Source organism: Vibrio sp. 10N.222.54.E6, assembly GCF_041473955.1.
Classification (GTDB): domain Bacteria; phylum Pseudomonadota; class Gammaproteobacteria; order Enterobacterales; family Vibrionaceae; genus Vibrio; species Vibrio tasmaniensis_A.
Map to the genome: position 1 here is coordinate 14,977 of NZ_JBFRTD010000036.1, position 14,054 is coordinate 29,030.

Sequence of the window (14,054 nt, forward strand, 5' to 3'; positions counted from 1 at the left end):
GAAATGAAGCCAGACCGTATTGTCCTGTATAGTGAATACGGTTACGAGTACACGGGAAACTACTTTACTAAAGCTATCAGACAAATGGTGATCGAACGTACGAGCGGTAATATTGTAATTTTTGACGATAAGGGTGGTGTAAATACTGAAGGCAGATGTGAAACAGTAAAAGTGAAGTTCTAAATCTGTGCCCACGTTTTGTAAGTGACCTTCCACATTTGAAGCAGGAAAGCTGTTAGCTATGGACATCTCGCTTCTGTCCCAAACAGTGGCATAAGTCTAGACTGTGGGGCGATACAAATAACCTCACCCTATAAGTACTAAAGAGTTGTCGTCGACTTTCCCGTATACCCATTAAAAAACCAGCTCAACATCCTACCGTCATCCTGACTCTCTGGGGTTTTACCATTGGGTTTTCCAAACGTTGACTCTAGCACTCCACTCGCAGCAGTGTTAATTCGGCAACGAATGACATCTAGACTGTGATGTATGAATACCGAGTCTCCTCGAATGGATGTAGAATAACGGACGTACATTTTCCTTTCCGATGAAATGTACCCGGATTTTTCCAATCTACTTGCTAGCAAATCTGCCTGTAATTTTGTTAAAGATAAAGAATTCATGATTATTGATTCGGTTAAAAACTCATGGGACAGTGTATCCATATGGAGACATTTAGCCTAATAGCTTATGTGATTATAAATGACGGTCTATAGAGGAAACTAATAAATGTTTGAGAGAATTGAAGATCTGACGTTTGTTAACTGGAAAGATTTTGGTGTGATTGTCGAAGAAAGTGCCAATGACACTGCTTTCACAACGATCAAAGATTACGCACAAACGATAGGTTTTATACTAGGCACCCGCGCTACTCGAGCCTCACAAGAATTGATGTCTTTAACGAAAATGTTCCCGTTTTCGGTTGTTAAAGGCAATCCCAATCAATATCCATATAGAGTCCTCGAAGCGATTTTTTTCACTGTTATCGTTACAGCAGAAGAACGAGATATCATCCTAGCGGCAACAGCTGAAAACGCGACCCAAAAAGCCAAAGAGAGAGCCTATAACGTTTTAGAACCTCTCTTAATTGAGCCACCTAAGTTTCTTTTAAACTAAGACGCTTTTGTCCCAGATCGATTCGTGTAACCAGATGAAAATAATTACAAAAATGATCACTATTGCCCCGTAGAAGTTACTAGCTTTTTTCAAATGTCCTCTTGCAAATGATTGCGAGAAAGATGGAGATATTTGAATGAGCGATGCACCAGAAGATAGTGATAATTTAAGTCTGCGGAAAGTGAGATAGAATGATTAGCGCGTGCCAATCCATTCAATTCTACATATGAGATTATTATGAAAAACTCTAAAATCAAAGCTATTATTGCTCTTTTGTTCTGCGTTGGTGCCACAAAGATCTATGCTAGTGAAGAATGGGGATATATAGCAAATGACCATTATGAATGTGAAAATGATCACATGGCGATTAATACATCAAAGGGTTGGTTATTAGCTGAGGCCTACCCTCCATACTCTGGCTTGAATTCAGGCTCTTACATCAAAGGCAATCTGCGTCAATATGGATTTCAAGACGTTTTAGTGTTTAAAAATGAACATGACTCGTCTCCTTCAAGCGCAAGGATCTATATTGATAATTACTGGATGAGTGATGAAGATGCTGGGCGATATTGCTACTCCGGTGAGGACCTGTAGGTTACTTCAAAACTATCTTGACTACTTCTATCCGGCTTGAATCGTATGCTTGGAAAGCCTTCACTCTGCTGTTCTCAAACTTGCTTTTGTCCCGAAGCGAATCATCACGGGCGCACCACCTTGAGGCTTGCCTTGAAATTAACGATACAGAGACTTGGTCGACTCTCTGACGATTAAATCAATGGGTGGCAATCGAGCTTCATGCCGTTCGCCAGATAACAAGTTCAAGATCGACTGAGCACACACTTCGCCAATCTCTTCAATCGGCTGCCTTAAGGTGGTTAACGCTGGCGTAAAATACTTCGACGTTGGCAAGTCATCAAACCCAATCACAGACACATCTTCTGGCACTTTATAACCGTGGTCAGACAGCGCCTTAATCGCACCGTAAGCCGTTTGGTCATTAGCAGCAAACAAGGCGGAGAAGTGAACCTTAGATTCAATCAACTCTACCGTTTTCTCGTAGCCTGACTCACTACTGAAATCACCCTGTTTAACGAGTTTTGGCATCACTTTAATACCCGCCTCTTGAAGTGCTTTCTTATAGCCTTCAAAGCGATTTCCCGAATCAGGTTGAGTTGAAAGCCCCTTAATATGAGCAATATTCACATGCCCTTGTTGCAGTAAATGTAAGGTTGCCATGTAGCCGCCCAACACGTTATCAATGTTGATGGAGCGGACATTATTCTCAACAAAATCGTAGCCAACCATCACGATAGGAATGTCTTGTGCATACTTGGCAATCTCTTCCTGAGTAATGCTTCCTGTCACGATGATCATGCCATCCACGTTACTTTTTGCGAGATACTCCAACGCGTGCATTTCTAACTTTTTCTGCCAATGCCCTGTCGCGATCACTAACGAATAGCCTTGAGCGATCAGTGTTTTCTCCATGTCATTGAGAATACGACTGGTATAAGGGCTGTCAGGGTGTTGCACCAAGACACCAATGGTGAGTGAACGTCGGTTGGTGTTTTCTTGCATTTGAAAATTAGGTTTGTAGCCAGTGTCTTTAATCGCTTGCTCAATATTTTGGCTTTTATCGTCAGACACATAAGTGGTTCGATTAAGGAAGCGAGACACAGTGCTGGGAGAAACACCAGCCAGTCTTGCTACATCGTATACTGTTGTTTTTTTTGTTTTAGTGCGCATCTCGAATCCCTAATCAAGTGACATTCGGGGAGCTTTAAGCTCCCCATCAGTTTCTACCTGCATACCACTGCTTTCGTTAAAACTCGTGTCATTAAGTTAATACATGTAAGCGAAGATCATCCCCGGTCTGAAGTAACGACCAGCCGTATATTTCAAGCCAGTACTCAGTAACCATTTGTGTAAGCCTGCCAGCTTTTCTAACGGAATTTCACCGCTCACCATTTTAACAAAATTATCAGTATCTTTCGTCAAGGTTGGATTAATCCGACCGTCAGACAGCACACAGTTTTGACATTTAAGTACACTTAGCCAGTTTTTCGCATCATTTTGCGTCAATTTAAATGCTTCTATAAGATCTGCCTCATTGACAGACACAGAGCAATTGAACCCTTCTGGCGCTGCAAATGGAATTTTTGAATAGTCATAGAGTGCGGTATACACGGTATCCATCAATGTTTCTGCTTGCTGGTTTTTACCTGCCAGACTCAACGCCGTTGCGACACTAAACTGCACACCAATCCACACATCTTGAGCCTGAAATGCCTCATGCGGCGAACCATCGGCCAACGTCATATTCGCAACCCCAAGCTTAGGGCTGTTAATTTCGAAGTTATGCTTATAAACATAGTCTAGTGCGCGTTGGATGTTCTCTTGCGGGAAAATACCTTCTAAACCGATGAGCTTTAGGTAGCTGTCAGCCAACAAGGCATCGCCAAAGCTGTTGTCGGAATCTGGCACTAAATCTAAGTATTCTTGAGTAAAGGCTTGTGGCGCCGTCTCACTCAGCAAGCGTTTCTTAGAGACTCTTTGAGATACCTTACTGATGCTGATGGAAGTATCCGTTTCATTGAGATAGGTATTGAGCGTGTTCTTGTCAGCAATCGCATCACCAGTCAATGAAAGTCCTAAGGTTTCCAGAGCTTGATAGCCTTCACCTGTTAAATGCTTGGCTTGAACTGGCGTCACGAAGAAGTGGTAGTAACCCTCTTTGTCATCCCACAAGCTTTGCTCAACGGTTGCCAACGCCTTTTTAGAACGCGTTAAGTAACCGCTAGCTCGCTCGCTTTCACCCATCAATTGAGCAAGTTCGCTCGCGGCTTGCAAGCCAGCAACCCACAGGCTCGCACAATAAATAGAGATGCCGTGAGAAGCTAGGTTATCAAAGGTATCGTCTGTTCCACGGGTTAGCGGCAAATCATCGCCTTCAGCGATCAAGTTCGATAAGAAATCGATGCTCTCTGTTACGGCCTGCCAGCACTCTTTAACCACAGAAATATCTTGTGTGTTTTGATAGTGGCGGTACACCATCAGAATGTATTTCGGTGCTAAGTCCTTCCACTCTTTCACGTTGTGCCAGCTGTACGCGTCAGGCTGGATGTCGAATGGGCTGCCCAAGTCGTGGATTACCGCGCCTCGAATGGCACGTACGCCTTGGTACTTGTCATCAATCAATTCTGCATTAGGCGTCGCTTCGTATTCCCAGTATCGGCGCTCGGTAAAGTCTTCCGCCAAAATGGCTTTCGAGAACGCTTTCATCACGCAGCCATCAAGCTCAGGCAGCAAATAAAGCAGCGAAAATGAGCCGTAGAAGTACACATCCAGAGAGTTAAAGAATGGGTAGTCGACACACTCTTTTACTAAGAACTTATCTTCTTTGTCCCATACCGTTGATTCCGCTAAGAACGACAATGAGTTCATCGCCATCGTCGCATAGCGAAGTGCCGATTCAGGCTGCGAGATCTTGTTTTGAGCTTGCTCTAAGAAAGTTGTTTGTTGTGCGACGATCTGCTGCTCAATGGCTTCGAGCTTTGGCAACATGTCTTCTAACATAGGTAATGCAGGCTTTACTTGCGGGTAAAATTGCGTGTAAGCCTTATCTGAGTGCCAACCATTAAGCATGACTTTGCTGTGAGCCATCACCTGTGCAAAACGCAGGTCAACAGACTCACCCGCTTCTAATTCAACCTGAACAACAACCAATGCGCTCAATGCTTCACGCCCCGTATAAATTCCTGTTTGGAATTCAGCGTTGGTACGGCCTGTTTTCAGTGCGAACTCTGTTTGCTGAGCAGTCTTAGAGGTATAAAGCGTTGGTTTGACAGAAATCGAAACCTTACCAGATTCAGTCAAATGGTTATCCGCTTGAACACCAAACACCACTTCGCCTTCAATATCGCTTTGATAAGGCGATTGGCTAGACAATTGAACACCCGTAAAACTGTGACTTTCGCCTTTTAAGTTAACCACTTCATGCTGCTGAGCAATCGGATTTTGAGACAAGGTACATGCCGAATCCTGAATGCCATCACGGCCTTTTTGGTAGGTAGAGCCAATCAAGTTTTGTAGCGGCTGAGCAAGCGTAATCACGCGTGGTTGCGATGAATTATTGGTTAATTCGAAGTGATTCCAATGCATCGGTAAAGAGCAAAGGCGTTTGTTCTCTTTAACGATCGGAGAGACTACCTTACGCTTTATATTAATATCTTCGAAGCTACTGTATTTATATTCAGCCAGTGGATATAAAGCTTGGCATTCTATATCCCTGCCATTAACACTATCTATATCACTGCCATTGATACTATCCATATCATTATTATTACCCGCAGTGAGTGATAATAATCTCGTTGTATCATTTATTAATAAACCATTAAAGAAATCTAAGGCTACATATAATTGACAAATAGTTGAAGATGAATCTTCTTCAATCAACAATTGAGTCTTATTTGAAAATTCAACGTTCCATTTTGTAAAGTTAGTTTTATTTTCTTGGTAGAAGCGACCATTTTTTAATGCTGTTTGAATGAGACTAATCGCATTCGACATTTCTCTACTTTCAATCTTTTTTCCATCGAACAAAGCAGGATAGAAGTTCAGGTGAACGCTTAGCTCTTGTTCATTAAAAACTTGCAGCGTGTCGATGGTTGGCACATTCATCACTGACGCATAAAAATCATTAAAATTAATAACTTGCTCTGAACAATCGACAAATATTCCCGGAATAAAGCTGAAATTTGGTGTTTTTCCGTTTGGCGTCAGTGTAAATGTGTTACCAATTCCGCCCACCGCCATACCGGTATTTTCTGGTGTGGTAGAAATTGGCGTGTACCAAGGTTGAATAAATTCAACTGCATCACCTTTTTTACATAAGTGTTCCGAATTTCCTGAGTAGCTCGTATATGGAATTTTATTATTCATTTTAAAACCGCCATTGAATATTTTTTTCTTCTTGTTAATATCTTTTTAAAATGGAGACATCAACATGTTTAAAATTATAAATGAAAAATTTGGAAATATTGACTCTGTCACATTAATAAACCACCAACATGGTATAGAACTTCAAATAATCAATGGATTTGGTGCTGTTATTAATAAGTATATCGTAAATAACAGTCCATTCTCTTTTATTTGTGGTTATCAGAATTATGATGAACTGATCAACCAACATCCGTTCTTTTCCCGCAGTGCTAAATTATTCCCTTTTCCAAACCGTTTAAACTTAGGTCGTTACAGTTTCGATAACCAAAACCATCAACTCCCAGCTAACTTTCCATGGTCTGATCACGCCGTACACGGCCTGCTCTACAACCAACCTTTTTCAATCACAAACAGCGTAACCACTGAAGAATCCGCCAGTGTGACGTTGCAGTATCAAACGTCATCTTTGCATCCTGCTTTCCCGTTTGCGTTCAACCTTGAAGTCACCTTCACTATCGATACCACGGGTAAACTCACTTCCTCAACGACCGTCTCTAATTTGGGTGATTCCGCCTTCCCATTCGGAGATGCTTGGCACCCTTATTTTTCACTCGGTACTGAGCTAGCACAATGTGGACTCGCTATGTCGCCTTGCTCTGAGGTCATACACGAAAACGACCTACCCAATGGTGAAAAACACGCTTTTGACCGTTTGTCTTTGGACGATTCACTCACCAATCAAAGCTTAAATCACTGCTTTGAATTTGATTCCAAGACAACCAACCAACTTGCGTTTACGCGCTCAGATTCGTCTGCCGCAATTCGCTACCAACAAGATGAAAGCTACCCATTCGTTCAGCTTTACACGCCAACGAGCGAGCAAAGTATTGCAATAGAACCAATGACTTGCCCAGCCGACGCATTCAATAACCAGATTGGCTTATTGACGCTTAGCCCGAACCAATCTCAAACCTTTACTTGGCAATGCCAAGCCACCTATCAGCCAACATAAAGAAAGCAAAGTAAAGCAACTGCTGTATGCGAAATCAGCCCCCAGAGAACGCATTGCTAACGAAACAACTGCAACGAAAGAAGCAATAAAGGGCGCATAAAGCGCCCTTCTCTTTGTTAACCTAAAATCACCTCGATGGTGTGCTCACCAGAGGTAAACACTGGCGCTTTATTACCTGAAATCAGGTCACCATTTACCTTCATTTCAACCACCCCCTTACACACGTTATTCGGGTTAGTGACATGAATATGATATGTCGCACCACGGAACTGACGGCGGACTTTGAATTCTGGCCATTCTGCCGGAATACAAGGGTCCACCAGCAAGCCATCCACTTCAGGGCGAACACCCAGAATCCACTGCGTACCCGCCACGTAAGTCCAAGATGAAGTACCAGAAAGCCACGCATTACGTCCTAAACCGAACTGTTTGTGCTCGTCACCCAGAATGTTTTGTGGGTAGCAGTAAGGTTCAGATTCAAAGGTATCGATGTCATCATTTTTGGAAGCTGGGTTGATTTGACGGTAGTACTCGTAAGCACGCTCACCGTTGCCCATTTTCGCTTCTGCGATCATCACCCATGGGTTTGAATGCAAGAAGATACCGCCGTTCTCTTTCGCACCTGGTGGGTAAGTCGATACACCACCTAGCTGAGGATCAAAGCCGTTGTAACCCGGTGTTGAAAGCTTGATGCCATTGGTAGTGTTTAGTTTGTTGTAAACCGAATCTAGCGCTTGCGTTGCACGTTCTTGAGTCGCGAAGCCAGAAATTACGGGCCAGCTTTGACCATTGGTGTAGATCTGCCCTTGCTCATTTTTATGAGAACCGATCGGCAAGCCTTGCTCATCAAAATAACGAACAAACCATTCGCCATCCCAGCCGCATTCATTGACGGTGCTCTGCATCTGTTGATACTGATCTTTAAACTTAGCCGTCAGTTGCGCTTCACCACGCAACTCACACAAGTCCAACATGTCGAGCAGTGCTTTGCCGTACATGTTAGCCACCATCATCGACTCAGCACCCGTTGGTAGGTTCACCGTGTCATTCCAGTCAGCAAAACCTAATAGCGGTAGACCGTGCTCACCGGTATTGGTGTAAGTAAACTCAATCGCGCGGCACAGGTGGTTCCAAACCGTTCCCGTTTCGACTGGGTTGCCCGCTTTGTCTTTTTGATAGAACGGAATATCTTTATTCAAGAAGTCTGCATTGCCCGTTTCTTTCACATATTGCGTCACCGCGTAGATGATCCACAGGTGATCATCACCGTAGTAATCAGGGCGATCTTCTTCTTCTCGCGAGTCACCCGCGTTCGCTTCCATGGTTGATGGGAAGAACTGGTGCATCGCAGAACCGTTGGTGTTTTGCACAGATAACAGACGCTCAATGAACTCACGCGCTTCTTCTGGCATGTGAGTAATTACGCCTAACGTATCTTGCGAAGAATCACGGAAACCGATGCCACGAGCCCCATAACCAAGCTGGTACAGAGACAAGTAACGAGACCAGTTTTTGGTTGTGTGGCACTGACGTGGGTTATGTACGTTCAACATTGAGTTCATTGCAGGATCTGGCGTTTCAACCTGAACCGCTTGTAGGTAACCATCCCAATGTTCAGCCAGTTCAGCGAAAGCAGAATCGACCACTTGATGGTCACGATATTTAGCCAGCAGAGGAAGTGCGGCTTCTAGGCTCTGTTCTTGCGCGATTTGTACAATCGTACGTTCTGTCTGCTCTGGAGATAGCCAACCCAGACGCAGGTTCAGTGCGCCAATGTTGTCGCCACGCAAACACTCGGTGTTGCCTAATTCATCATTGTTTAGTGCTTGTGGTGCTGCCCATGTACCGTAGCCCAAATTCCCTAGGAACGATTGGCGATCACCATCAAAAGACGTCGCAGGGCGATCCGCTGTCATCAGGTTCACCGCGTAGTCACGCTTCATAAAAGCATACTGCTCAAGCACGGTGTGACCCGATTCTTGTTGGTGTGCTTTTAGCGTCATGGTTTGTGGAACCCAATCGGCATTCAGTAGTTGCTTAAGTGCATCGAAGTGCGTGAATTCGTAAACAGGCACCACATCAACGTGCAGTGCTTTGTCTGAAATGTTGGTGACCTTGATGTCTTGCAACAAGACTTGGTCAGCTTTTGGTACAAAGAAAGTCGCTTCACAACGTACACCAAAGGCTTCTGCAATGATGGTGGTGTATGACAAACCGGTGTGGTTTTCAAACTTATCTAATGGCTTTAAAGTTGGGGTGTAGAAAGGTGAGAATATTTCTACGTTGCCCGCTTCATCACGTACCTTGAGGTACATGGTCGAGCCTTTGAAATCTGAGTTTGGCAGTTGAGCAATGTACTTAGTAATGCGGTTGAGTGCCGGATCGCCCTTACACAGCAATACGCCGCCGTTGCTATCTACAATGCCACCGAAATCTAATGTGCCCACGTAGTTACACCATTTGATCGGCGTACACGGTGTGGTTGCTACGTATTCTTTGCTTTTATCGTCAAAATATCCGAATTTCATCATCACTATCCCTAGCCCCTCCCAAATCAGGAGGAGCCAAAACAATTTGTCGTAAGTTGGTTGGTGTCAGCTCAATGACTGATTTAAATTGATTGGCTAGCTCGCTAGCGAGTTCTCACTCAGAGCATCGAACAAGTGGAAAGCATCCAAATCCAAATAAAGCGTCAGATCTTTTACATCGACTTCAGCCGCTTGGGTTTCAACCATCAACGGTTGACCGCCAATTTCTGTTTTCAGAAGAATGCTTGCGCCCAGTAATTCCTTGTCTTTGATTTTCACAGGGAATGGCAGCACGCGGTCGTGGTCAACTTGCTCGGCACGTAGGTGAATGTCTGTTGGACGAACACCAAAATGCAGCGCTAGGTTCTTAGACGCCAGAGACTTAAAGCGCTCAGGCAGTGGGATCTGAACATCGCCGATTTCAACGAAGTACTCGCCTTCTTTTTCAATCAGTTTTGCTTCCAACATGTTCATTGACGGGTTACCAATGAATTGCGCGACAAACTTGTTAGCAGGACGCTGGAACACCTCGGTTGGTGTACCAACTTGAGCAACATAACCGTCTTTCAAAATCACGATGCGATCCGCCAATGTCATCGCCTCGATCTGATCGTGGGTTACGTAGATCGTTGTGGTTTTTAGTTCACGGTGTAGGTGTTTGATCTCTTCACGCATCACGCCACGCAGTTTGGCATCTAGGTTAGATAACGGCTCATCAAACAAGAAAACTTTCGGTGTGCGAACCATCGCGCGGCCCATTGCTACACGCTGACGCTGACCACCAGAAAGCTCTTTTGGCTTACGGTTCAGTAGCGGGTCAAGCTCTAGCATTTTCGCCGCTTTTAGAACTTCTACGTCGATTTCTGCTTTCGGCATACCTTTCAGTTTTAGTGCAAAGGCGATGTTCTCGTACACCGTCATATGTGGGTACAGAGCGTAGCTTTGGAATACCATCGCTAAGTCACGGTCTTTCGCGTCGACTTTATTCATCAACTTGCCGCCAACCACGATGTCACCAGAACTGATACTTTCAAGGCCAGCAAGCATGCGTAGCGTTGTCGATTTACCACAGCCAGATGGGCCAAGGAAAACCACGAACTCACCGTCTTCAACCGTAAAATCAAACTCTTTGACGACTTCAACATCACCGAATGATTTTTTGATATTCTTAAATTCTACTTTAGCCATTATCTATTCTCCTCAGCGCGCTCTTGAAGCATGTTTCGGTACGCAATTGCGCTCTGTTTCAATGTTCTTTCTTGGGTGGTGTAGTCAACATGGACAATGCCAAAACGCTGGCAGTAGCCGAATGCCCACTCAAAGTTATCCATCAGACTCCAAGCGAAGTAACCGTCGACTTTCACACCCGCTTCAACGGCGTTGTGAACCGCTTCGATATGACCTTGGAAATAACGAACACGTTGCTCATCCATCACTTGTCCATTTACTCGTTCATCGTTGCCCGCTGCACCATTTTCTGTGATGTAGATAGGTGGCATATTTTCGTAACGAGCATCCAGTCTTACCAATAAGTCGGTTAGACCTTGTGGGTTGATCTCCCAGCCGATGTAAGTGTGTTCAGCATCTGTTTGCTTCACCGATTCAATATCGCCGTTCTCATTGAAGCGAGCGACATTGCGTGTGTAGTAGTTGATGCCAATGTAATCGACAGGTGCGCTGATGATGTCTAAATCACCTTCAAGGATCATAGGCATGTTCATCGCTTGGCGTTCAACCACCAACTGTGGGTATTCGCCCTTCAATACTGGGTCGATAAACCAGTGGTAGTTTTCCGCTTCACAGTAGTCGGCTGCACCTTGGTCTTGTGGCGTCAGCGGGTAAGCTGGCGTCGCGTTGAATACCACACCATGCTTAGCATGAGGTGCATTCTTGCGAAGGATCGGCATTGCCAAACCGTGTGCCAACATTAGGTGGTGAGATGCTAGGTAGCCTTCTTTCTCACCTTTGATACCTGGCGCGTGTTCGCCCCAACGGTAACCTAGGAATGCAGAAACAAACGGTTCATTGAGCGTGGTGTACACATCGATGTTGTCACCAAAGTATTTGCTCACCACTTCTGCGTATTCTGCGAATTTATAAGACGTTTCGCGGTTTAGCCAGCCGCCTTTATCTTCAAGGTATTGCGGAAGATCCCAGTGATACAGCGTCACATATACCTTCATGCCACGAGCATGACACTCATCGATGATCTGACCGTAAAACTCTAGACCTTGCTGGTTGACGACACCGTCTTGCGGAAGGATGCGCGGCCATGCAATAGAGAGACGGTAAGCATCAACGCCTAAACCTTGAATCATCTCAATATCTTGTTGCCATAAGTGGTAGTGGTCACACGCCACATCACCATTGTCGCCGTTATCGACCTTGCCCGGCTTCTTGCAAAAAGTGTCCCAGATAGACGGTGTACGACCGCCCTCTTCAACGCCGCCTTCAATTTGGTATGAAGATGTCGCGACACCGAATACAAATTCCTTACTGCGTAACTTTGAATCACTTGGAAGTTGATATTTATTCATTGTTATAACCCTTAAACCTAACCTTTGACTGCGCCGGACGTTAAACCACTGATCATCTGTTTCGATGCGAACAAGTAAGTAATCACGAGCGGTAAAATAGAAATTGTGGTACCTAGCATTACCGCGCCCCATGGCGTATTCGGAATACCTTGAACACTTCGAAGTGCTTGCGTAATGACATAGTTATCTGGGTTGTTTAGCACCACGAGAGGCTGCATAAACATGTTCCAGAAGAAAACGAACTGAACGATAGCCAATGTTGCGAGTGCAGGCTTCATTAGTGGCAGTACCACGCTCCAGTACGTTCTGAACTCACCAGCGCCATCCAGTTTCGCCGCTTCAAGTAGCTCTTTTGGAATCGATGCAATCACGTGCTGACGCATCAAAAAGATGCCAAATGGTGTCGTAGTGAACGGTAGCCATACCGCCATGTGGTTATCCAACAAGCCTAAGAATTTCACGATCATGAAGTAAGGGATCAAGCTAAGCACAGGCGGAATCGCCATTGAGCCAACCAGCATGCCGAACAACACGTTCTTACCGCGGAACTTAAACACAGCAAACGCGTAGCCACCCATGCTACAAAACAGCAGCGAGATGGTGGTACCTAAGAAAGCCACGTAAATCGAGTTAAACATCGCTTTCCAAAACGGCATGATTTCAAGCAATTTGGCGTAGTTAATCGCCAGGCTATCGCCAATCGCAAAGCTAATGCCCGTGCCGAAAATTTCAGAACGGTCACGCGTTGATAGCAGTGCCGACCATACAAATGGAAAGACTGTAATTAGCGCTGAAACAACCAGTAAGATACCTAGCATGACCATCAAGATCTTAGTCAGAATGAACATGCTGCGCTCGCTTGGTATCAGTCCACTTAGTGGTGAGGTATTTGTCTTAATTGATGTCGACATCTTAATGTTCCCCTAAGCCTTTCTTACCGAAGAGTAAAAATTGAACCAATGTACAAGTCGCGATGAGTGCAAACAGTAACCACGAGATAGCAGATGCTGTACCCATTTCTAGCCATTCCCAACCCACTTTGTAGAGGTACATCGAGATAGTTAAACCAGATTGGCCAGTACCACCTGTACCACGCGTTAGGACGAACGGTTCTTCAAACATTTGCAGGTTACCGATGATGGTCATCGTGATAGCAAAGAAGATGAATGGACGAATCATTGGTAGTGAAATGTTCCAGAAGCGGCGGAAGGCATTGGCACCATCCATACGCGCAGCTTCTAAGATGTCTTTAGGAATCGTCATTAAACCCGTGGTGTAAAGGACGATGTTAAAACCGGTGTATTTCCAGAAAACCATGATTGCGATAGACGGCTTCACCATAGTGGCATCGTCTAACCAACGGATTGGTTGGAAATCGTTAACCCAAGCGAATGCCCAACCAAACAGCGTGCTATCGGCCAGAGCCATTAGCGTTTGGTTAATAATTCCTGAGTTAGGAGAGTACATATTGAAGAAAATCAGTGACGCTGCGACCGTTGATGTAATGAACGGTAGAAAGTACGCCGATGTTAGCCAGTGACGCATACGGTCACCCATTGAAACCAACATGTAAGCCACTGGAATAGCGACTAAGTGCTGAGCCACGCCTGAAGTGATCGCTAGCCAAAGCGTGTTCTTCAATGAACGCCATAGCCATGGGTCCGTTAAAGCAATGTGATAGTTCTCAAAACCAACGAACTCCATCGCATCCATGCCTCTTACCGGGTTCCACTCGTGGAACGACAGGTAAACAGAGAACAACAGCGGGAAGATCCCAAATACAGAAAAAATGATCAGAAACGGCAGAAGAAATCCATACGGTGTAAGCGCTTTCAAATTTAGACGAGAAAAAAAGCTTTGCTCCGAAGGTTCTATCGTTGTGCTCGCTGTATGATTCATAGTAACGACCTCTTAAAAAAG

The 14,054-nt window shown here is 44.8% G+C and carries 11 protein-coding genes; 4 read left to right on the plus strand and 7 right to left on the minus strand.

The features are described 5' to 3' along the window. Positions 1 to 3 precede the first annotated feature (3 nt). The 3 genes from AB4513_RS19750 (at position 4) to AB4513_RS19760 (ending at position 1,710) form a co-directional block, all read left to right on the plus strand. Positions 4 to 183, plus strand: a complete 180-nt coding sequence (locus AB4513_RS19750; RefSeq protein WP_102257651.1) for a hypothetical protein — start codon at positions 4 to 6, stop codon at positions 181 to 183. Between the two features lie 546 nt (positions 184 to 729). Next, on the plus strand, positions 730 to 1,116 hold the full coding sequence (locus tag AB4513_RS19755) for a hypothetical protein (RefSeq protein ID WP_102257652.1): 387 nt from the start codon (positions 730 to 732) through the stop codon (positions 1,114 to 1,116). A 237-nt stretch (positions 1,117 to 1,353) separates the two neighbouring features. Beyond that, positions 1,354 to 1,710, plus strand: coding sequence for a hypothetical protein (locus AB4513_RS19760; RefSeq protein ID WP_102257653.1), 357 nt, complete (start codon positions 1,354 to 1,356; stop codon positions 1,708 to 1,710). Positions 1,711 to 1,848: 138 nt separating this feature from the next. Here AB4513_RS19760 and AB4513_RS19765 read toward each other — a convergent pair whose 3' ends face one another. Then, positions 1,849 to 2,862 (minus strand): LacI family DNA-binding transcriptional regulator, encoded by a 1,014-nt coding sequence (locus AB4513_RS19765; protein ID WP_102257654.1) that lies wholly within the window; start codon positions 2,860 to 2,862, stop codon positions 1,849 to 1,851. 96 nt (positions 2,863 to 2,958) lie between these two features. After that, positions 2,959 to 6,057 carry a GH116 family glycosyl hydrolase gene (locus tag AB4513_RS19770; RefSeq protein ID WP_102257655.1) on the minus strand — a complete coding sequence of 1,033 codons (3,099 nt, stop codon included), beginning with the start codon at positions 6,055 to 6,057 and terminating at the stop codon, positions 2,959 to 2,961. A 64-nt stretch (positions 6,058 to 6,121) separates the two neighbouring features. Here AB4513_RS19770 and AB4513_RS19775 point away from each other — a divergent pair, with 64 nt between their 5' ends. Next, positions 6,122 to 7,069: an aldose 1-epimerase gene (locus AB4513_RS19775; RefSeq protein ID WP_102257656.1), complete on the plus strand. Its 948-nt coding sequence runs from the start codon at positions 6,122 to 6,124 to the stop codon at positions 7,067 to 7,069. Between the two features lie 116 nt (positions 7,070 to 7,185). Here the strand turns inward: AB4513_RS19775 and AB4513_RS19780 are convergent, their stop codons facing one another. The 5 genes from AB4513_RS19780 to AB4513_RS19800 form a co-directional block, all read right to left on the minus strand. After that, positions 7,186 to 9,600, minus strand: coding sequence for a GH36-type glycosyl hydrolase domain-containing protein (locus AB4513_RS19780; RefSeq protein WP_102257657.1), 2,415 nt, complete (start codon positions 9,598 to 9,600; stop codon positions 7,186 to 7,188). Between the two features lie 93 nt (positions 9,601 to 9,693). Further along, the gene (locus AB4513_RS19785) at positions 9,694 to 10,785 is read right to left on the minus strand and encodes an ABC transporter ATP-binding protein (RefSeq protein WP_004732790.1); all 1,092 of its coding nucleotides are present in this window, start codon (positions 10,783 to 10,785) and stop codon (positions 9,694 to 9,696) included. Then, entirely contained in the window at positions 10,785 to 12,134 is a 1,350-nt protein-coding gene (locus AB4513_RS19790; RefSeq protein ID WP_102257658.1) for a GH1 family beta-glucosidase, read from the minus strand. Before AB4513_RS19790 ends, AB4513_RS19785 begins: the two co-directional genes overlap by 1 nt. A 17-nt stretch (positions 12,135 to 12,151) precedes the next feature. Then, the gene (locus tag AB4513_RS19795) at positions 12,152 to 13,045 is read right to left on the minus strand and encodes a carbohydrate ABC transporter permease (protein ID WP_009846153.1); all 894 of its coding nucleotides are present in this window, start codon (positions 13,043 to 13,045) and stop codon (positions 12,152 to 12,154) included. Position 13,046: 1 nt separating this feature from the next. Then, on the minus strand, positions 13,047 to 14,033 hold the full coding sequence (locus AB4513_RS19800) for a carbohydrate ABC transporter permease (protein WP_102257659.1): 987 nt from the start codon (positions 14,031 to 14,033) through the stop codon (positions 13,047 to 13,049). Between the last annotated feature and the right edge of the window lie 21 nt (positions 14,034 to 14,054).

Bases quoted from the DNA above. Each gene is read 5' to 3' on its own strand.
- AB4513_RS19760 (WP_102257653.1), top strand. From the start codon at position 1,354: ATGAAAAACTCTAAAATCAAAGCTATTATTGCTCTTTTGTTCTGCGTT.
- AB4513_RS19780 (WP_102257657.1), bottom strand. From the start codon at position 9,600: ATGATGAAATTCGGATATTTTGACGATAAAAGCAAAGAATACGTAGCA.
- AB4513_RS19785 (WP_004732790.1), bottom strand. From the start codon at position 10,785: ATGGCTAAAGTAGAATTTAAGAATATCAAAAAATCATTCGGTGATGTT.
- AB4513_RS19775 (WP_102257656.1), top strand. From the start codon at position 6,122: ATGTTTAAAATTATAAATGAAAAATTTGGAAATATTGACTCTGTCACA.
- AB4513_RS19755 (WP_102257652.1), top strand. From the start codon at position 730: ATGTTTGAGAGAATTGAAGATCTGACGTTTGTTAACTGGAAAGATTTT.
- AB4513_RS19800 (WP_102257659.1), bottom strand. From the start codon at position 14,033: ATGAATCATACAGCGAGCACAACGATAGAACCTTCGGAGCAAAGCTTT.
- AB4513_RS19795 (WP_009846153.1), bottom strand. From the start codon at position 13,045: ATGTCGACATCAATTAAGACAAATACCTCACCACTAAGTGGACTGATA.
- AB4513_RS19765 (WP_102257654.1), bottom strand. From the start codon at position 2,862: ATGCGCACTAAAACAAAAAAAACAACAGTATACGATGTAGCAAGACTG.
- AB4513_RS19770 (WP_102257655.1), bottom strand. From the start codon at position 6,057: ATGAATAATAAAATTCCATATACGAGCTACTCAGGAAATTCGGAACAC.
- AB4513_RS19750 (WP_102257651.1), top strand. From the start codon at position 4: ATGAAGCCAGACCGTATTGTCCTGTATAGTGAATACGGTTACGAGTAC.
- AB4513_RS19790 (WP_102257658.1), bottom strand. From the start codon at position 12,134: ATGAATAAATATCAACTTCCAAGTGATTCAAAGTTACGCAGTAAGGAA.